This is a genomic window from Nostoc sp. JL34 (genome assembly GCF_017114945.1).
GTDB lineage: Bacteria > Cyanobacteriota > Cyanobacteriia > Cyanobacteriales > Nostocaceae > Nostoc.
On record NZ_JABXKQ010000056.1, the window covers coordinates 133,003 to 152,399 of the forward strand.

The 19,397-nt window shown below is 40.4% G+C and carries 18 protein-coding genes; 3 read left to right on the plus strand and 15 right to left on the minus strand.

The features are described 5' to 3' along the window. Positions 1-37 precede the first annotated feature (37 nt). The 3 genes from HWQ44_RS11790 to ilvN all read right to left on the minus strand — a co-directional run bounded on the left by HWQ44_RS11790 (position 38) and on the right by ilvN (position 4,543). On the minus strand, positions 38-1,069 hold the full coding sequence (locus HWQ44_RS11790) for a hypothetical protein (RefSeq protein ID WP_292718646.1): 1,032 nt from the start codon (positions 1,067-1,069) through the stop codon (positions 38-40). A gap of 47 nt (positions 1,070-1,116) precedes the next feature. Beyond that, entirely contained in the window at positions 1,117-3,135 is a 2,019-nt protein-coding gene (locus HWQ44_RS11795; RefSeq protein WP_292718648.1) for a nucleoside-diphosphate sugar epimerase/dehydratase, read from the minus strand. 889 nt (positions 3,136-4,024) lie between these two features. Then, positions 4,025-4,543: an acetolactate synthase small subunit gene (gene ilvN, locus HWQ44_RS11800; protein ID WP_012408560.1), complete on the minus strand. Its 519-nt coding sequence runs from the start codon at positions 4,541-4,543 to the stop codon at positions 4,025-4,027. Between the two features lie 270 nt (positions 4,544-4,813). Here ilvN and HWQ44_RS11805 point away from each other — a divergent pair, with 270 nt between their 5' ends. Then, on the plus strand, positions 4,814-5,182 hold the full coding sequence (locus HWQ44_RS11805) for a BON domain-containing protein (RefSeq protein WP_292718650.1): 369 nt from the start codon (positions 4,814-4,816) through the stop codon (positions 5,180-5,182). Positions 5,183-5,235: 53 nt separating this feature from the next. On the opposite strand, the gene HWQ44_RS11810 is transcribed toward HWQ44_RS11805, so the two are convergent. From HWQ44_RS11810 to HWQ44_RS11830, 5 genes are all read right to left on the minus strand, one after another. Further along, on the minus strand, positions 5,236-6,168 hold the full coding sequence (locus HWQ44_RS11810) for an alpha/beta fold hydrolase (protein WP_292718652.1): 933 nt from the start codon (positions 6,166-6,168) through the stop codon (positions 5,236-5,238). A 171-nt stretch (positions 6,169-6,339) separates the two neighbouring features. After that, on the minus strand, positions 6,340-6,846 hold the full coding sequence (locus HWQ44_RS11815) for a hypothetical protein (RefSeq protein ID WP_292718654.1): 507 nt from the start codon (positions 6,844-6,846) through the stop codon (positions 6,340-6,342). A 12-nt stretch (positions 6,847-6,858) separates the two neighbouring features. Continuing rightward, positions 6,859-8,403, minus strand: coding sequence for an AAA family ATPase (locus HWQ44_RS11820; RefSeq protein ID WP_292718656.1), 1,545 nt, complete (start codon positions 8,401-8,403; stop codon positions 6,859-6,861). A 75-nt stretch (positions 8,404-8,478) separates the two neighbouring features. Then, positions 8,479-9,096, minus strand: a complete 618-nt coding sequence (locus tag HWQ44_RS11825) for a 50S ribosomal protein L25/general stress protein Ctc (RefSeq protein WP_292718658.1) — start codon at positions 9,094-9,096, stop codon at positions 8,479-8,481. 76 nt (positions 9,097-9,172) lie between these two features. Further along, entirely contained in the window at positions 9,173-10,516 is a 1,344-nt protein-coding gene (locus HWQ44_RS11830) for an adenylosuccinate synthase (RefSeq protein WP_292718660.1), read from the minus strand. A gap of 389 nt (positions 10,517-10,905) precedes the next feature. Here HWQ44_RS11830 and HWQ44_RS11835 point away from each other — a divergent pair, with 389 nt between their 5' ends. After that, the gene (locus HWQ44_RS11835; protein WP_292718662.1) at positions 10,906-11,550 is read left to right on the plus strand and encodes a hypothetical protein; all 645 of its coding nucleotides are present in this window, start codon (positions 10,906-10,908) and stop codon (positions 11,548-11,550) included. Between the two features lie 29 nt (positions 11,551-11,579). On the opposite strand, the gene HWQ44_RS11840 is transcribed toward HWQ44_RS11835, so the two are convergent. Beyond that, on the minus strand, positions 11,580-12,563 hold the full coding sequence (locus HWQ44_RS11840) for a CHAD domain-containing protein (protein ID WP_292718664.1): 984 nt from the start codon (positions 12,561-12,563) through the stop codon (positions 11,580-11,582). A 298-nt stretch (positions 12,564-12,861) separates the two neighbouring features. On the opposite strand from HWQ44_RS11840, the gene HWQ44_RS11845 reads away from it, so the two are divergent. Continuing rightward, positions 12,862-13,929 (plus strand): DUF3616 domain-containing protein, encoded by a 1,068-nt coding sequence (locus HWQ44_RS11845; protein WP_292718666.1) that lies wholly within the window; start codon positions 12,862-12,864, stop codon positions 13,927-13,929. Between the two features lie 30 nt (positions 13,930-13,959). On the opposite strand, the gene HWQ44_RS11850 is transcribed toward HWQ44_RS11845, so the two are convergent. From HWQ44_RS11850 to HWQ44_RS11870, 6 genes are all read right to left on the minus strand, one after another. Beyond that, positions 13,960-14,364, minus strand: a complete 405-nt coding sequence (locus tag HWQ44_RS11850) for an NIL domain-containing protein (protein ID WP_292718668.1) — start codon at positions 14,362-14,364, stop codon at positions 13,960-13,962. 929 nt (positions 14,365-15,293) lie between these two features. Next, positions 15,294-15,734, minus strand: coding sequence for a response regulator (locus HWQ44_RS11855; protein ID WP_292718670.1), 441 nt, complete (start codon positions 15,732-15,734; stop codon positions 15,294-15,296). Positions 15,735-15,776: 42 nt separating this feature from the next. Beyond that, positions 15,777-15,953, minus strand: a complete 177-nt coding sequence (locus HWQ44_RS33545) for a fasciclin domain-containing protein (RefSeq protein WP_366931374.1) — start codon at positions 15,951-15,953, stop codon at positions 15,777-15,779. A 332-nt stretch (positions 15,954-16,285) separates the two neighbouring features. Next, entirely contained in the window at positions 16,286-16,993 is a 708-nt protein-coding gene (locus tag HWQ44_RS11860; protein ID WP_292718672.1) for an actin-binding WH2 domain-containing protein, read from the minus strand. 42 nt (positions 16,994-17,035) lie between these two features. Beyond that, positions 17,036-17,740 carry an actin-binding WH2 domain-containing protein gene (locus HWQ44_RS11865; RefSeq protein ID WP_292718738.1) on the minus strand — a complete coding sequence of 235 codons (705 nt, stop codon included), beginning with the start codon at positions 17,738-17,740 and terminating at the stop codon, positions 17,036-17,038. Between the two features lie 29 nt (positions 17,741-17,769). After that, complete coding sequence (locus tag HWQ44_RS11870; RefSeq protein ID WP_292718674.1) at positions 17,770-19,311, minus strand: FAD-binding oxidoreductase; 1,542 nt, start codon at positions 19,309-19,311, stop codon at positions 17,770-17,772. Positions 19,312-19,397: the final 86 nt, after the last annotated feature.

Here is a 19,397-nt window from a genome sequence, read left to right on the forward strand (position 1 = left end):
TATGTGATTAAAATTAAAATTATCAAAATAGTAATTATTAATTTGCAATATTGAAAAAAGCTCTTAGCGATTTTTGCCAAATCGTTAGGATTGAATTTGGGTGAATAACTAATCGATCACGCTTTCCATCTACACATGCTATCCATTTATTTTTGTCAATTTTATGAGGATCAATATGGTGCATACCTATTTGATTCCAACCTAGTCCACTTGCTTTGAGAACTGGATTTTCTTTGAATTCTTTTTCTTGATAATTTTTTGTTGTCAGTTCAGTTATTTCAAAAGCTCGAACTTTATTCCCATAAATACGCTCACAATCCTGGGTATATCTAATAATTTTGTCATCAAGTACTACAACTCTACCGGCTGGTCTTGCTATATTTTTATTTCCTTCTATAACAGGACTTTTAGGATGCTCAATCCAGGAATTTGTCAAATCTTTAGAATAATAAAGACGTAGAATATTCCTTGCTTCTGATGTTGCAGTCAATAGCCACCATAAATTATTGTATTGAAAAATACTAGGATCTACAAAATCTCTTTTATCAAGTAAGGTTTTGATAAATGACCATTTGGTTGGGAAATTAGTTGCTTTATATAAACGAATAGAACTAGCTTCAGAAGTTTCTGGAATCATATAGTATTCGTTTTGGAACTTGAACACGTATGGATAAGATAAATGAAACGGTTCATCAAGGATAATTTGTTGGTAATTCCATTTATATCCATCATTGCTAGTTGCTAATCCTATTACTCCTTTATTTTGAAGACTATTTAGTACTTCAAAGAACATATACCAAATACCATCCTCACAAACCATAAATGGGTCAGCAACAAAGTGGGCTGGGACATCTGTTATATCCTTAGCAGTCAAAACTGGATTAATAATTTTTTCTGAACTAAAAAAATCAACAAGAGATTCACCTATATAAATTCCAATTGACCACTCACTTCTTCTTGTGACAAAAGTCTTGGCTATTTTTTTCATTCCAGCTAAATATCTATGATTACCCCTAGATACTCTATCGGATACCTGTAAGATCCTGTTGAGCTTATAATTTTCGTACATATTGATTCTCCTATTTGCCATTTTTAATTTTGAATTTTTTATCCTCCTTACGGTTTCATCTGTGCCAGTATTCTGACAGGAGTATTGCTAGAAACATTTGTAGATACATAACTCTCTAACTGTTTTGGTTTATATCCTGGCACTAGTTGCTCAAGCAAAAACAGGATAAAACTCGTATCGTTTTTAGCTGCTGCTTGACATAAAGTTTCTACAGTAATAGCCAATTTGTCTGAAATCATTCCACTAGCATTTTTAACTACTAATAGTTTTTCATGTTGGGTTGGTTCATATTCTTCTCCAGGAATAAATAATTCCTCAAATAACTTTTCCCCTGGACGCAAACCAGTAAACACAATCTCAATATCTTGGTTTACTTCATATCCTGAAAGGCGAATTAATTCTTTAGCTAAATCAACAATTTTCACAGGTTTACCCATGTTTAACATTAAGACTTCACCACCACAACCAAGTACAGTAGCCTGCAAAACGAGTTGAACTGCCTCTGGAATTGTCATGAAATAACGACGAATATCTGGATGGGTAACAGTTACTGGGCCGCCTGCTGCAATTTGTTTTTTAAAGGTGGGAACTACACTACCTCGACTGCCTAAAACATTGCCAAAGCGCACGGTGACATAGGGCTTACCACTTTCTCTTGCAGCTTGCAGCACTAACATTTCGGCAACTCTCTTGCTAGCACCCATAACATTGGTAGGATTAACTGCCTTATCTGTAGAAATCATCACGAAATGTTTCACATCATATTGCAGTGATAGTTCTAGTAAATTTTTTGTCCCCATTACATTGTTGGTGATTGCTTCTACTGGATTTAATTCCATTAATGGGACATGCTTATGAGCCGCAGCATGGAAAATTACATCAGGCTGGAATAGCTCGAATGCATGTTCTAATCGAGACTTAAAGCGAATATCAGCAATGAAGGTTGAAATACGAGGAGTGTTTCTTGGAGATTTGCCCTCATTTTCGATAACTTGGACAAGTTGTTCTAGCTCTTGTTGAATATTGAACACAGAATTTTCTCCATGTCCCATAAGGATGATTTCAGCAGGATTGCATTTAAAAATTTGACGGCAAAGTTCGCTACCAATTGATCCACCTGAGCCTGTGATCAGTACTGTTTTGCCTTTGAGAAATTGAGAAACTTGTTCAAAATCTATTTGTACAGGTTCACGTCTGAGCAAATCTTCAATGCGGACATCCCGAATGCTGTCAACTCGCACACGACCATTGAGGATTTCATGTATGCCTGGTAAAGTGCTAGTTTGAGTTCCAGTTGCGTTGCAAATATCTAGAATTTCCCGAATGACCCTACCTGTAACTGTAGGCATCGCAATGATAACTTTATGGATTTTGAGAGATTTTAAAACATCAGGAATTTGATAGCGATCGCCTACTACAGGAATCCCGCGTATATATGCACGAAATTTGCGCGGATCATCGTCAATAAAAGCAACAGGATGAAACCCAAGTTGAGGATTTCTTTGCATTTCTTGTACAAGGGAAACCCCAGCATTACCAGCACCAACTATCAACACCCGGTCTTGTGGCTTAAATACTGTACGTTGCTGGCTGATTCTTTCTACAATCCGAATACTGAAACGCAGTCCACCAATAAAAATACACGAAAGTAAACCGTCAATTAATGGTAGTGATTGTGGCAGCTTATCCATTGCTAAATACGGTATAAATCGTATAGCATCAAAGAATACAGCTTGAATTATTACTGCAATACCTATTAGCAGAGTTATATATAACAGTTCCTCAATACTGGCATAGCGCCAGTAAAGTCTATAAAAACCAAAATTCCACAATACAGTTAGTTTGACTGCTAAAAAAAGTATTGTTGCAATTCCTAATTTTGCTTTATACTCTTGGATGGCAAAATTACCATTCAAACATAGATTTAGAGCGAAAAATGCTGTAAATAAAAAAACAATGGCGTCAAAAATAAACAAATGTTTGTTTTTTAAATCCAGCAATTTTATCAACAAGCTGCTAATTAATTTTTGAGGTAGCCAGTGAGAAACAAATAATAAGCAATCCATGTATCAAAAGCCTCTAAGATAATTTAAATAATCATCTCAATTAAGCGGAAATTTTCCAAGTTGGTTTAAACAAGTAAATATAGTCAATTAATCCCAGCTAAATGATGTTGTCACTGTAAACTTTCCCTATCAAAATACTCATTTTAGGGAATTTTAACTTGTCAGAAATTTATTAAATTGGCATTAAAATATTAACGTCTATAAATAGCCTTGATAAATCAATACAGTTCAGCTAGTGATATTTATTCCATCCTTGTAAAGATATTCCACGTAGCTTCCTTGCTGACGATTTTATTCAATGATTTATTTTGGCTCAAAATAGATACTTCTAATTATTTCAATCCAACGTTTGAAATCAGGCAAAAGCTAGATTTACAACTATTAGGAATAGTAGTTTTTGTTAATTTTTTATCCTTCCAAGCTGTTCCAGATTGAACTTGCATAATTAGGGCGGACAAGATGCCCACCCACAAGAATTATATAAATTTTAGATATGCAAACTAGATGTGGTTTAGCTTATTAACTTTGTAGCAGTTTCTTATCGGTTGCGTCATGCCAATCTGGCGTAACTTGTGCATATAAAAAGACATAACTGCATATACTTAATTATATGCTAGTATTTCTTGTTACTTATTGCTTGATTTAGACCTGCAAAAGTTCCTAATTCCCTCCTTTTTAAGGTTAGGGAGGGATCAAGCTTTAACCCAAGCCTATTGTCCCAAGAGGGATATTTATAAGTAATCACCCGAACTTGATATTAATCCTGCCTCCTGAATTTTTTGATAGTCCCAAAGCAGAAGTCATAGTAACAATTGTCACTATGACTTCTGCTGCGTTTGATTTATGTGCTTGCTGTTGAGTATTTTTGAGTCTTGATTTAAATTCCCAACTAAACCTTTGCTTCCAAAGATTTGAGTAACTCAGTATTCACGCCTGACTCCCGAGTTAGGGCAATTTTGCCAGTACGGGCGATTTCTCTCAAACCAAATTTTTGCAACACCTGCACGATCGCTACCATTTTACCTGGATCTCCCACAACTTCTAAGGTGAGAGAATCTTCCGCCACGTCCACGACTCGCGCCCGGAAAATCTGAGACAGTTCGATCACTTCTGAGCGATTGCTGCTACTAGCATTTACCTTCAAAAGCATCAATTCCCGCTCGACACAAGGAGTTTCGGTAATGTCCTGTACTTTTAGGACATTGACTAACTTGTACAGTTGCTTGGTGAGTTGCTCGATAACGCGGTCGTCACCAGGGACAACCATCGTAATTCGGGAGACTCCTCCTTGTTCAGCAGGGCCAACAGCAAGGCTTTCAATATTAAAGCCGCGACGCGCAAATAAACCAGAAATGCGGGAAAGAACACCCGCCTCATCTTCTACGAGAACTGAAAGGGTATGTTTCATCTTCGCCAACAGAGGCTAGAGCAGGAATTGAGTAACGCAGACACTAGCTAAGGGCTACGCTAGACGGACTACCGCACTAAATTTTCAGTGCGACCTCCTATTGTAAACTTAACAGTTGCACTCATTGCATTCTCAATGGAGAAATTGTCTAGAAATCATACCGCAAACAAGAATTTCATTGAATGTATATCTTTTTGTTGGCAGATGCAGCATTTGTCGTAAAGCTTTTATACTCAAACTTGATAAGCCTCTAATAGGAGAAAAGTTTTTATGGGTTGGTTACAAAGATTGTTTGGAATGGAAAAACCTCAAAATGCAGAAGTAAATCCGGCTCCACAGGCTGTACAGCAAGCTTCTAGTACTGATGCCGCTCCGACTGCTACGCAATCAATACCTCCAGAACGTCTGGGATTAAGCGGAGAATATGACCAAAGTGGTTTAGCAAAGCGGGTAGCGTTGGCATTTGATGAAGACCCCCAACTCGACGATGTTAATACCCTTTGGGTTGCTCAGACAGGCAGCACTGTGGTGTTGAAAGGTAAAGTTCCCAGTCAAGAAATTCTCAACAGGATGGTTTCTGTAGCCCGTTCGGTGAACGGGACTACAGATGTTGACACTAACCAAGCAACGATTGGCTAGGTATTAAGGAATTCAAAGATACTGTTGATGCGATCGCTCCCATTGCATAACATTTAGGGAACAACCAATGGTTGGCGATCGCCAACCCATCTCTCAATCCAATCTAAAATCGCTTGGTTAACTTGTTCTGGACATTCATCATGGGGACAATGCCCTACATCCTCCAGATTCAGCACCTCTAATTTTTCGTTGTACTGGGCAAATTGGCTAGCCAGGGCTGGGGGAACAAACCGATCTTTTTGTCCCCAAATTAAAAGCATCGGAATTGTTAAGGTTGGTAATACTGTCTTGACACTGGGACTAAAGTTAATTCCGATCGCAGCTTTAAACAAAGCACTAAACGCCCTCGCCGAACCTCTGTCTTGGGGAGGCCCTGCTAAAATTTCTATCAGTTCGTCGGTAATCGCCTCTGGGTTAGCGTAGGCGAGACTAGCCCAGCGACGCACCACCCCAGGACGGCGCACGAAGTTAAATACAGGTTTAAGTATCAACGGCGAAGCAACAATATTTTTAATTGCTCTCACGAGTGGGCGCAGTACAGGAGGGATTGCTTCTTGTTCTAATGAAGGGTCGGGTAAACTCATCATCACCATACCCCGCACCATATCCGGGTGGGTGGCGGCGGCGGCCATAGAAATTAGTGAACCGTTGGAATTGCCTATTAATATTACTGGTTCACGAATAAATGTTTTCCAGAAATCGTAAACCTGCTCTACCCAGAATTCGATACTGTAATTAGCTGGGGCTTTTTCAGAAGCGCCAAAACCCAGCATATCTATGGCGTAAACTGTGTGATGTTCACCCAACACCTCTAAATTATGTCGCCAATGACCAATGGAAGCGCCAAAGCCATGTAACAGAATTAGGGGTGTTGTCTTGTGGTGATTTTGGCTAGGGCGAATATAAGTGTAGCGGGTTTGCCAGCCGCGCCAAACCCAATCCCTTTGATTACCAACCCGTTCCTGCCAGTGTACCGTAGTGGTCACACTTACCTCCGATTTATCAGCACTGAAATCCTATTATAAGAATTGGGGATTGGGGATTGGGGATTGGGCGGCTAAAGCTGCTGCTGTTAATAGACAAGAGGGACAAGGGGGAATTATTGAACAAGTCTCTGCCTTGTCTCTTGCCCATGCCCAATGCCCCATACCAAATTACTACTTTTCCCAAAACCTGAAATTAAAACTACTTCCAGCAGCACGACGGTAACGGCGGGCGGTTTTTCTTATTTGCCGTTTGTTGATCCTCTCGTTTGTTGGTTCAACTTCGCCTTCTTGCGACTCTTCAACTTGCAACTGAGTTCTAGTTTCTTCCTTACTTCCCCACCAAGCAGTAATCCAGCCTCCAGCTAAAGCGCCTATTCCACCTAGCAAGATACTCATGGGTGCTGGATACCCCAAATACACAAAGCCCAGCATGAAAAATAACCAGTATTTCAGTCCAGTATCGACGCCATCAGAGGAGGCTACAGTTGGAGGTTGGGCGCTATTATTGGTTGCATTTGTGATCCAGCTTAAAATGAAACCGCCCATGATTCCTAAGAAGATGCTTAGGGCTGGTGCGGAGCCGGTCATTATTAATATAAATGTTAAAAATGCCCCAAATAACAGCTGAGAAAAAAAGCTGGGAGAAATACTAAAAAAGTCGTTCTTTTTGTCTGCCATAGAGTAAAAAAGCTATTGGGGAATTACTGCTTTTAATTGTGCCTGTTGTGGTTGGGTTGTATCCAAAATCTTTAAGTAAGGTTGTTCCTCTTCAGTGAAAGGTTCAGCTTGTTTGATTTGTGAGGCTAATAAATCGGCAGTAGCATCAGCGATATCGCCAGTGCGATTATTCAAACGCTCTTTGAGAACTTCTAGCGGTGCTGTGCATTGGATAATCTGAACGGTAAGTTGGTGCTTTGTAGCTTGAGCGATCGCTTCTTGCCGTAACTGCTGTTTATCATACTTGGCATCTAAAATCACCGAAAAACCTTGTTTAGCCAGGATAATTCCCAATTCCAACAGTCGTGTGTAAGTTTTCTCGGTCATCTCCGGTGTATACAAATCATCGCTACCCCGTTCCCACAAAGGAATTCCCCCTAAATGTTTCCGCACCGCGTCCGAACGCAGGTGAATCGCTCCCAGTTGACGCGCTAAAGACTTTGCTGTGGTACTTTTACCAGAACCCGATAACCCCGACATTAAAATTAATTGGCCCAGCTTTGGTTTAGTGTAGTCCCAAGCCTGTTTGTAATAGTCAGCGGCGGTTTTTGTCGCTTCTTCCTTTACCGTCGCGGGTACACTCGGATCGTCTAGCAAAAATGAAGTTACCTTTGCCCGGACATAAGCTTGACGACTTAAATACAAGGGCAACACCTGTAAGCCTTCCCAATCTCCAGTTTGCTCTATATAGGCATTCAAAAACGCATTACCCAAGTCTTTGCGCTGCCGAGCTGACAAATCCATCACCGTAAACGCCACATCATACATCACATCGACAAAGCGAAACGGCTCATTAAACTCAATGCAATCGAACAACAAGATTTTATCGTGCCACAGGGCAATATTTCTCAGGTGTAAATCCCCGTGACATTCACGAATATAATCGTTGTGAATTCTGCTAGCAAATAATTCTGGACGTTCTGCAAAAAAGTTATCTGTATATTGCTTTGTTTCTGTAAATTGCGTCTGGGTCTGAGGGCCACCAATATACTTCTCAGTTTGCTGATAATTCTCATCAAAGGCAGCCCGGACATTTGGCACTTCACCAAAACTGCGAATGTAATCATTCGTCTGTGCTTCAGCATGATATTGAGCCACCACCCGTCCCAACTCATCTAGGTGTGTCTCATTTAACTTCCCCTGTTCAAAAAGTGTGCTTAATAGCGACTCTTGCGGAAACTGGAGCATTTTTAGCACGTATTCTACAGGCTCATCAGTTCCTCCTAAATGGTATTGCTCCCCTACCAAAGTTATAGGTAACACTTCCAAATATAGTTCAGCAGCTCCCCGTTGATTCAACCGCAACTCTTCCTGACAAAAATGTTGCCGCTTATCTAAGGTAGAAAAGTCTAAAAAACCAAAATTCATCGGTTTTTTCAGTTTATAAGCGTAATCTCCAGTCAGCAGCACATAAGAAATATGGGTTTGAATTAGTTGAATAGGTTCTGTTACTGCATGGGGATAAAATCCAGGCTGTAACATTTGCTCAATAAAAGTTGGAAGAGTTACTTCTGTCATCTCTTTGGTCTACAAGTTCAAATACAAAAAAACCAGGAGTTTCCCCCTGGCTATCATCAAAAATTATTACACACTTTACGTAGCTTCAGAGACTGTTTCACCCTCTGACTCAGCCTCATCCTCAGCAGCAGCGCTAATTTGCGGCTGCGAAACACTAACTACGACTTGCTCCGTATCACCAAGAACTGTGACACCTTCAGGCAAGACTAGCTCGTTAATACGTAAGCTATCTCCGATTTGCAGGTTAGAGACATCAATTTCAATTATTTCAGGGATATTTTCCGGCGCACAGCTCACTTGCAATTCAGTTATAACAGTGTCTAAAAAACCACCTTCTTGTTTAACACCAACAGCAGTTCCCACAAAACGCAACCGAACTTCTACAGTGGTGTCGCCGTGGCCCGCAACTGCGAAAAAGCTGAGGTGGTAAGGCGTACCTTTTGCTGGATGAATCTGAAGTTCCCGCAGCAAGGCTTTTCCACGCCAAGGTGCATCAGTAATGTTTAAATCAATCAAGGTGTTGTTGACTGAAGCTCTTTTGAGCAAGCGCTCAACAGTTTTGGCATCAATGGTCAAAGAAATTGACTCTGTACCCTTGTGACCGTACAAATTGGCAGGTATCAGTCCAGAACGGCGCAAAGCTCTTGGCTTGCTACCTTCTGGACGTTTTTGAGATTCGACTGTAATAGCCATAGAAGTTGTCCTTTGTCATTAGTCATTAGTCATTTGTCATTAGTCATTTGTCATTAGCAAATGACTAATAACCAATTTACGCACTTAGCAAGGTAGCAGGTGTGCCATCGGGGTGCAATAAAGCGCGTTTGGGCCCGTGGATGGGGTCTTCTACGATTATGGTTTGATCGCGGCTGGCTCCTAGTGAGACGATCGCAATCGGGACTTCCATCAATTCAGCTAAGAATTTTACGTAGTCCAATGCTTGCTGTGGCAAGTCTTCTAGGGTACGGCAGTGAGTTGTTGACACTTTCCACCCTGGTAAGGTTTTGTAGATGGGGCGACATCTAGCAAATTTACGGGAACTGGTGGGGAAGTGTTCGCTACGTTGGCCATCTATGTTGTATGCGACACAAACTTGGATTTCCTCTAATTCATCTAGGACATCTAGTTTAGTGAGTGCCATACAATCCATGCCGTTAATTCGCACGGCATAGCGACCGATGACGGCATCAAACCAGCCACAGCGCCGTTTGCGTCCAGTGGTTGTGCCAAATTCGGCACCGCGATCGCACAATAATTCTCCCAACTCTCCATCCAATTCGGTGGGAAATGGCCCCTCTCCCACTCGCGTTGTATAGGCTTTTGACACCCCAATTACCCGGTCAATCATTGTCGGTCCTACCCCAGTACCAACGCAAGCCCCCCCTGCCACAGGATTAGAGGAGGTGACATAGGGATAAGTTCCGTGATCTAGGTCAAGGAGCGTACCTTGTGCGCCTTCAAACAAAATATTGCGCCGTCGCTGAATCGCATCGGATATTTTTAACGATGTATCAACAACGTGAGGTCGCAAGCGTTCTGCATACCCCAAATACTGTTCAATCACCTCTTGTGGATCTAGAGGCGGCAAGTTGTAAAGCTTTTCTAAAATGACGTTTTTATAATTAATCGTCCACTCCAACTGCTCACGTAGCCCATCAGGGTCCATCAAGTCTAAAACCCGAATGCCTGTACGTTCAGATTTGTCAGCATAAGTCGGCCCAATGCCCCGACCTGTTGTGCCGATCTTATGGCTTCCCCGTCGTTCTTCTGATGCCTGGTCAATCAACCGATGATAAGGCATTGTTACGTGGGCTGTCTCAGATATCAGCAGGTGGTCAGTGGAAATATTTAACTCTTTTAGTTGGTCGAGTTCTGCGATCAAAATCTGTGGATCGATGACTGTTCCACAGCCGATAATGCAATCAGTATTTGGATACAAAATACCAGAGGGAATCAAGTGCAGCTTAAAGGTCTGACCTTTAACTACAATTGTGTGTCCAGCATTGACACCCCCTTGGTAACGAACCACAACATCTGCGGAACGGCTGAGTAAGTCAGTTATTTTACCTTTTCCTTCATCGCCCCATTGGGCACCTATGACAATGACGTTAGCCAAGAGCTTATATTAAGAAGTAAAGTTTCCACAAACTATTATTATTAACATAAAGCTTTAATCATGTCAAGCTAATTTTAGAATTTTAGAATAAGTTAGCTGTTTTTAATTCCGTATGAGCGCACATCTTTCATACGTGTCAATTTTGTGTAATTTATAACTAGTAGTCACGGGCTGGGAAGAGGCAAGAAATGAAATAATTTTCTGATATAGCGTTTCCCGACATAGCGAAGCACGGCACTGCCGTGCCCCTACAACTCGCGATATAATTTTGTACCGCATCTGAATGGAAACCGCTATACAAGTCTGCATAAATTAATAACTGCAAACCTATTGATTGAGTGAAGGGATTCAATCCGAAAAAACACTACTCACATCAAAGAAAAACAGTCATGAAAACGCAAATGTTGTTGAGCCTCGCCTGTTCTATGTCTGTCTTAGGTTCCATTATCCTGCCAGCTAACGCCCAACCAGTAACAACTCAGCCACTTCAACCGACTCCAGCAGTCAATCAAGAGATTAACATTCCTCAAGATACAGCGATTATTGTTTCTTTTCCAGCATCCGTTACCGTAGATGTTGGGCAAAAAAAGGATTACCCCCTCACACTTCCTTTAGCTAGCGCTATTAAAGATAACCAAGGTAATATTGTCGCGCCGGAAAATACTCCTGTAACTATTACCCTTAAACCTACTGATGGAGGCGCTAAAATTGTCGCGCAGTCATTGGTTGTCAATGGGAGAATTGTCTCGATTAAAGCATCGAGTCAGATGATTCCCGGCACTACCATTACCCACATGCGAGCTAATGATAAAGCCTTTGAAAATGGCTCTGTTTGGGGCCGGATTGGTGGAAGCACCTTGGGCTTTTTCAGCCAAGGCGATCCCGAACAGTTTGATCGGGGAGCCATGCTAGGAGGCGCTGTTGGACTAATTTCAGGTTTACGTTCCGCCGAAAATACCCGTATTGTACAAATTCCTCAGAGCAGTGTTTATGTTTTGTCGCTAGAGGCTCCTATTCAATTGTCTGCTCGTTAATCCAATCCTTGCCCAACTAAGAGTAACTTTTAATTTATTACTCCTGAAAGCGGGTGCAATATTGTTAAATGAAAACTATGCCTGGTTTCAGTTTTCAAATATCGTTCTTGCAAAGGTTGCCACTGCTGCCACGACTGGTAACGATTTTCAGTTAACAAATTAGCAAGAGTGGGCAACTGAGTCTGAATTTCTGACTTGTATACATCTGCAAGCCAGTCAGTTAAAACCGCACTATCTTGCATCGTACCCAAAATTTCTTGGATATTTTTCACTTCTGTAATATAAGCTGCGTAAGACTCACCATATAAGTCAGTAAATAACTCCATTTGGTAGCGTACACGTTTAGCTTCTTTCCGCAAACTATGAAGAATTTCACCTTCTGTTGTCAATTGTTTTTCTATCTTTTTTGGTTTCCAGTTTTTCTGGATCTTCACTTCTGATTCTACAAATTCGGTACCAACTAGCCAACCTGGATGCAGTAAGAAGCTACTCACTTCTGGTAAAAGTAAGTCTGGTAGCACTTGCTGAATGGAAACAGATGCCAAAGGTTGATAACTGGGTTTCTCTAACCACTTATCCAATGCATCTTTTAGAGACTTGTAAGATTGATCATTTAATGTTTTCTGTACACTCGATTGTACATCTTCACGTTGTTTTGCCAAAGCGGTAAAAGCTGTTTGCAGAGATTCTTGCTCTTTGTGGGGTAAGTTTGGTTTGTAATTGTTTTCCAAACTTTCTTTGAGTACGTCTAAATCTCGCAGATTTCCAAGACGACGGGCTATTTTACCAATATTTTTATCGCTGATTGGTTTGGACACATCTACCGCTACCCCGAACCGAGTTACCGCTGTCCGTAGGCGGCGCATTCCTACTCGCATTTGGTGCAGCGCTTCTGGATCTTCATCTTTCTTCACTAATTTTTCCCACTTCAAGGTTTTCTTAAAGTGTTTTTCAATCGCTTGGTAGGCGTAGTCTCCTAGAGTTTTTACTGTGGGTTGTGTGGCTAATTTCATAATTGCTCTTAATGACTACCTCATGAGGTTATTGCATAATAACATTAGTTAAAAATTTGTATCTACTTTTGTATCGACGTTTGATATTTTTTATTCAATGAGGATTGTAAACTTTTTTTATGACTATTGATAGTTGCATACTATTTTATAAATAGGCGATATCTATCAAAGGTCTGAAAAGCAGATTCACCCTAGCAATTTGCTCTGAGCTATAGTTTTTAAATGATTTTTTGCAGAAACTTAACTTTATATTGTAATATCATAATTAACATTTGTGTAACTATAAACAAGATTAAAAATGCCAAACTTACATTTGCTAAATCAAGTTTTGTTGACATTTATAGATAATTTTAAAGAACATAGAGAAGACTTATCAGCCGTGCTGCTAACACATCAGAAGTATTTATGGTTGGGGTCAGATGAAACCTCAACTATTGAGCGTCTCTCTTTAGTTGATCCTGATAAATTTACAGATCACCAACAATTTAGAGTAGCAGAATTTATCAATTTACCTGCACCAGAAGAGGAAGAAATTGATATAGAAGGACTGGCTTACACTGATTATTACCTATGGTTTGTTGGTTCTCACAGCTACAAACGCAAAAAACCCAAACCCGAAAATACAGATGCAAAAAACTTTAAAAGGCTCGCAAAAATTGAATCAGAACCCAACCGTTACGTCTTAGGACGGATTCCTCTGATAGACGGTAAGTTATCCTCATCTTGCCCACACCCCCAAAATCCAGATGTGCAATTGAATGCCGCGAAACTAGAGGTGACGAATCAGGGTAATTTGCTGATGACAGCTTTAACAGATGATGCCCATTTAGGCTTATTTATTAAGGCAGCAATTCCTGGAAAAGATAATGGCTTTGACATTGAAGGAATAGGCGTTTATCAAAACCGCATTTTTTTGGGTTTGCGCGGCCCTGTATTGCGGGGTTGGGCTGTGGTGTTGGAAATAGAGTTAGAAGATTCTACCCCTGGACTCATGAAATTGAAGCAAATTGGGGAAGTGAAGGAGTTATATAAAAAGCATTTTATCTGGTTGAATGGTTTGGGAATTCGAGATTTGCATGTAGATGGAAAAGATTTGTTGATTTTAGCCGGGCCAACGATGGATTTAGATGGCCCAGTGCAAGTTTATCGCTGGATAAATGGTGTGAATTCGCGAGAAAATGTCTTCAGCAATCCAGATTTTGTGCAAGATATTCCCTATGGAAATCGGGAAGAACACGCTGAAGGAATGACGCTGTTTCAGGATGTAACTGGTATACCTTCGTTATTGGTAGTTTATGACTCTCCAGCAAAAACTAGGCTGGTGGATGATGGTGGTGTAATAGCGGATGTGTTTAAGTTGGGGTGAAATCCATTTTGGATTTTAGATTTTAGATTGTTAAAGGTTAGTAGAGATTGCTTGTACAGGACAGGTAGGGATACACTGTTCGCAGACAATACAGCGCGATCGCGTGAATGTCAACTTGTATGTCTCTGGGTGGAGGGTGAGGGCTTCGGTAGGACAAACCCCAGTACACAGACCACAGTGGACACACACATCCTCGTCGATCGCAATTTCGCCTAATGTATAAGAAACATTAACATGGCGCGATCGCATCCACTCGATCGCTGCATCTAATTGATCGATATCTCCCGATAGTTCCACTACCAGTTTGCCAATTTGATTTGGGGCAACTTGGGCGCGGATAATATTGGCGGCGACGTTGAACTCTTTGGCCAGTACGTAAGTGACTGGCATTTGTACAGCGCGTTTCGGGAAGGTGAGTGTTACTCGTTTTTTCACAGGTTTAGCAGAGGGTTTTTTCTGTTGTAGCGGATTTAAAGTTTTATCAACCCTTCCCTACAGTAAGTTTCGCGAACTGGTAGGCGGGAGAAGGACGTTGCTTCCTACCTCAACATACATAACACCATTTCCAAAAATCTTTGCAACACAGAAATCGGCTGTAGGAGTCTACAACTGTAAGCCCCACTACATCGGGTTTTCGTGCAATAGCATTTGATTATAACAATCTGTGCAGGAATTACGCCCAAAAATATCCCCGACTTCTGGAATAAAGTCGGGGATCTGAGCCTTTCAAACTGAGAATTTGTAAGTAATACCAATTTTTTATGAAGCTGCATAGAATTCGATCCCCCCTAGCCCCCCTTAATAAGGGGGAAACCGGAAAAACATCTATCAAATTCCCCCTTTTTAAGGTGGATTTAGGGGGATCAAGATATGTGCAACTTCACATTAAAATGGTATAAGGTAGTATAAAGTTAGTATCTGCAAAATGTTTCTTTCCACCATACCATCTGCTCCTAAGAGGTTGTTTGAAAAGTTGTAAAGTATACTCAAAACCCCGCTTCCATTCCTCTCCCCGAAAGGTCGAGAGGCTTTGAAACCCCCATTTGCTTGTAAGGAAGGGGGGCTGGGGGGTTAGGTTTTCGAGGCTTAGTGTTACCAAAAAAACTTTTCAAACATCCTCTGAGCAGACAGCTATAAATTAAAATTAAAAATTAATCTATATTGATATTTATTAATGAGTAGTCATCGGAAATATAGACCTTTTGGAAGATGCTTTAATATTCAGCATTGATATTATATTTGTTTTGTAATTTACAGTGATTTTGAAGTCATTTAACTCCATTACTCCCCACTCCCCATCTTAGTCTTGGTCTAAATACCTGAATATTTCTCTAAGTTTTTTGCTTGTTATCTATGGATATTAGTTAGCATGAGCGCAAATGAGGATTATTGGCAATTGCTAAAATGCCAAGCACAGCAACGAAATCATCAATAACTACGGGTTTAGCAAAGCATAGATTAAACCCAGCTAAGAGAACATGTTGATACATATCTTCAGTTACAGTGCCTGTCAGAGCGATGGCTGGCACTACTTTGCCTCGCTCTCCCGTAAGTGTTCTCACTTGGTGAATCAGAGCATAGCCATTCTCCTTTGGCGAGGAAATACCATTCAAGAGGATATCAGGTTGCCATTGCACAAATATTTCCATAGCATGCTGGACAAAAAATGCCACTTGCACCTTCACACCATAAGATTGCAACATCGCCGTCAACGAATTGCAGAAATTGACATCATTATCTACAAGGAGTACTCGCAGCCCTTGAAGAAATGAAGTATTAGTAGGAAATTTATTATTTATATGCATCACAGTTCCAAAATTGAGACTTTATTGAGCTTTGGAAAGTTCTTAAATAGTGCATTTATGTGTGTTTGCTTGAAGTTCAGCAAACGTCTCATCAGTAGGTACAAAAATTGTGAACGGGCTATTACCTTTGAAAGTATCTACTCCCTTAGCAGCTTTGATTGCAGAAATTAGTATCCTGAAGGCACTGGCTTTCAGGGCAGCACTGCTAAGATAAACTATTTATTTGACCGACTAAACATAAATTTCATAAACACTGCTTACTTTTAGCATCCTGTTGTTAGAGTTCGTGTTTCAATAAATGCTCTAATAGCGTATAATTTGTATAATATGTATAAGTTTTATAATATAAAAAAATTTAAATTATTCTGATGAGCGGTAACTACTGCTATCAATATTCTGTCTAACGAAGTAATATTTTTATACCCTTCAGCAGTAGTTAATGAAAAAAGGCAGGAGGAATACTTCCCTCTGCCTCCTGACTTATTTAATAATGATTACGCAAACGGTGAGTAATTATCTGGAGATAGTACAAAACACGCAAAAATCTGAGATTAACGCAAACCTAAAATTTCGGAAATAGCCGCGACAATATCCAAATAAAAGTTGCCTTTAACTGCCCGAAACAATTCAAATTTAGAGTCAGGGGCACCAAAAAACGGTCTGAGAAACCATCCTAACTGCATACCAACAAAGGCATAAAGCAATAACCAGGATCTTAAAATAGTCGTGCGGGTTTTTTTGCCTACTTCATCTAGTTGAGAAAGTAATTGCATTCCTTCGTAAAGAAATTTAACGCCAAATATGCCTGTAATCCCAAAAATAAATACATTCAACAGTTTAAAAAATTGATAAGAATCGGGTGTAGTGATCAGAAAAAATAGCGTAACTGGTGCCAAACTGAATAAAAGCACGCTAATCACTGATACAGATGTGAGTAGCACCACGAAATGCTGTTGAATACTGCTCCGGGAACCAAACAAAACATTAAAAAAGAACAAAGTCGGGAAACAAATAATCAGTGTTAATAAATAAAATGCTGGGAGTTTAATAGCACCAGATAATGCTTGTGCCCAGCTGTTAGACGCACCGATAATTGCGCCATAGATGGCAAAGAAAATGGAACTAGTTACGAACAGAGAACTGATTTTATTTTGTAATCGCACTCCCTGGCGAATTTCTTCTAAGAATGACTGGCGATCGCGCAGTAAATTCACTAAAACACTAAATTGTTGAATTCCGCGATTTTGCTTTTTCAGCATATTTTTATAGGTTGTATATTTTGGGTAATTGCTAATGAGTAATTAACGAAATCCAAAGAGATAGCTCAGAGATTTAATCACGCTTAAATAGAAATTACCTTCTCTTTCACGGAATAGTTCAAAGACAGAACCAGGTGTGCCAAAAAATGGTCTGAGAGTCCATCCTAATTGACTGCCTACGAAAGCGTAAAGAAATAGCCAAAATTGCAAAATTTTCTGGCGGGTTTTACTACCTTCATTATCTTGTTCTAAAACTAAACTCGTGGCTTGATATAAAGACGAAACACCAATAAATCCAGTGATGGCAAAGATAAAGACATTTAACAGAATTAAAAATTGGTAATTATTGGTGGTAATTAAGAAAAACAGCGTGATTGGAGCAAAGCTAAATAAAAGTACGCTGGTGACTGAAACCGCAGTTAAAACTAATGCTAAATGCTGGGCAAAACTCCGCTTGGAACCAAAAATAATATTCGCAAAGAACAAGGTCGGGATACAAATCAAAAGTGTGATTAAATAAAGGGCTGGGAGTTTTATGGCGGAAGATATAGCTTGCATCCAGCTATGGTATGCACCAATAATTCCGCCATAAGCAGCGATAAATAAGGAACTGCAAACTAGCAGCGAAATGATTTTATTTGGTAATCTTGTACCTTGGCGAACTTCCTCTAAAAATCCTTGGCGATCGCGTAGAAATCCAATCAGCACTGCAAAGTATTTGATTCCTGATGATTTCCGTTCCATTATGTTATCCTCACACCGATAAAATTCTAAGTTTAATCTGAGTAATCACCGCCAGAACCATACTTCCAAGCATCAATCAAACGATGCCAATAATATTGTTGTTCTTTTGCTTGATTCTTAATCCATGTTTCTAGCATTGGACTTAGCGCAAGTAAGGCAGTGTATACACCTAAATTACTGTAATGTAACATCCAATCTAACAAACTTGCCAAACCTACTTGTGGAATTATTTTGGCAACTATTCCAGGATGATATAAACCAGTTTTTAACAGTGTTTGCGTTAGTGCCGAAAACTGCACTATATCTTGTAAAAAGGGTTTTAGCACTGGTGTACCCAACTGTTGCATTTCCTGAAATACCGCTGAGAGTAATTGGTTAATTTGATCTGGGGCAATTTTTTGATTTACACCAACACTCATCGCCCTTTGAAACAACCAGGTGACAGTCAAACTTGGCTGATAGGGTTGCAGCAGTGTTAACGCTTTTGCAGATAATTGTTCTGTTTCCAGCGCTTCGTAAATGCCATAAGTTAAACGCTTCAGATGACGCACCATTGCCCCAAAACCACCAAAACTCAAGGGAGATTGACTACCACTGCTATCTCCGGCTGGTAGAATGCGACTCCAAGGAGTTTTTAGCGGACTTTGGCGATAGGTGGGAAAGAAACCAAATAGTGCCCGTTGAAATTTCAGGTTGCTCAACTCCACTCCCTGATATTCTGGAAGAAGACGCAGATATTCCTCAAACATCGCTTCTAAACTCAAACGTTGGGGTTCTGCATCCATGTAGGTAAACAAGTAAGTGGTTCTGCCATCCCTAGCTGGAAAGGCTTCCCAGAAGTATTGGCATTGATTCTGCAATGATGTGAATGATAATAATAAATCGCCTGAGTTATTTTCAGGAAAACCTTGAGCGCAACTTCCCACAACTAAGCACAGCGCATCTGGTTTTTTGCCTTGGCGTGCTTGTTGGGTGATGGGTGAAAAATGTCCCATCGCGTCGATTAATAACCGAGTTTTGAATTGGTTATTTACCATCACCCCATCGGGATGAACCACTGCTTCAGTAAAGGGTGTGTTTTCTAACAACTTTCCCCCGGCGGCGAGAAATCGGGTTTTCAAAGTAGCTAGTAGATAAACTGGATCTACGCCGATATTCAAGACATCTTCTACCCAAACTTCTGTACCGCCAGCAAAACTTACTCGCGCTGGGTTATATTGAGTGGCGATCGCACTCTCTAATTCTTCCTCAGTCAGCAAGTTCAATTCCACAAATACATCTAATTCTTTGCGAGAAATATTCCATTCTTGTTCTCTCCCCCGCAAAATTCCCCGTTCCAGCAACGCTACCCGTAGTCCCTTCACAGCTAAGGCACAACCAATTAAAATGCCTAAAGTACCACCGCAGATAAGCACATCGAAATCTACAACGCCTAAAGGCTGTTGACTTTCTTTAACTAAGGTTGGTATTGGTGCGGTATTTTCTCTTAGAGATGTGAGGATGCGATCGCCTTGGTGCAATCCTCCTAAAACATCGCCGGGTAATTGGGAAAGAATTTCTTCAGTTAAAGACATTTTGGAAAAATTTAACTCTACATTCCAAAACTACCTGAGAATGAAGAAAGTAGCTGAATCAAAAGACCTCTCCCTGGTTTTACTAC

Bases quoted from the DNA above. Each gene is read 5' to 3' on its own strand.
- HWQ44_RS11805 (WP_292718650.1), top strand. From the start codon at position 4,814: ATGGGTTGGTTACAAAGATTGTTTGGAATGGAAAAACCTCAAAATGCA.
- HWQ44_RS11825 (WP_292718658.1), bottom strand. From the start codon at position 9,096: ATGGCTATTACAGTCGAATCTCAAAAACGTCCAGAAGGTAGCAAGCCA.
- HWQ44_RS11795 (WP_292718648.1), bottom strand. From the start codon at position 3,135: ATGGATTGCTTATTATTTGTTTCTCACTGGCTACCTCAAAAATTAATT.
- HWQ44_RS11855 (WP_292718670.1), bottom strand. From the start codon at position 15,734: ATGCATATAAATAATAAATTTCCTACTAATACTTCATTTCTTCAAGGG.
- HWQ44_RS11845 (WP_292718666.1), top strand. From the start codon at position 12,862: ATGCCAAACTTACATTTGCTAAATCAAGTTTTGTTGACATTTATAGAT.
- HWQ44_RS11870 (WP_292718674.1), bottom strand. From the start codon at position 19,311: ATGTCTTTAACTGAAGAAATTCTTTCCCAATTACCCGGCGATGTTTTA.
- HWQ44_RS11835 (WP_292718662.1), top strand. From the start codon at position 10,906: ATGAAAACGCAAATGTTGTTGAGCCTCGCCTGTTCTATGTCTGTCTTA.
- HWQ44_RS11815 (WP_292718654.1), bottom strand. From the start codon at position 6,846: ATGGCAGACAAAAAGAACGACTTTTTTAGTATTTCTCCCAGCTTTTTT.
- HWQ44_RS11790 (WP_292718646.1), bottom strand. From the start codon at position 1,069: ATGTACGAAAATTATAAGCTCAACAGGATCTTACAGGTATCCGATAGA.
- HWQ44_RS11820 (WP_292718656.1), bottom strand. From the start codon at position 8,403: ATGACAGAAGTAACTCTTCCAACTTTTATTGAGCAAATGTTACAGCCT.
- HWQ44_RS11840 (WP_292718664.1), bottom strand. From the start codon at position 12,563: ATGAAATTAGCCACACAACCCACAGTAAAAACTCTAGGAGACTACGCC.
- ilvN (WP_012408560.1), bottom strand. From the start codon at position 4,543: ATGAAACATACCCTTTCAGTTCTCGTAGAAGATGAGGCGGGTGTTCTT.
- HWQ44_RS11860 (WP_292718672.1), bottom strand. From the start codon at position 16,993: ATGCTGAAAAAGCAAAATCGCGGAATTCAACAATTTAGTGTTTTAGTG.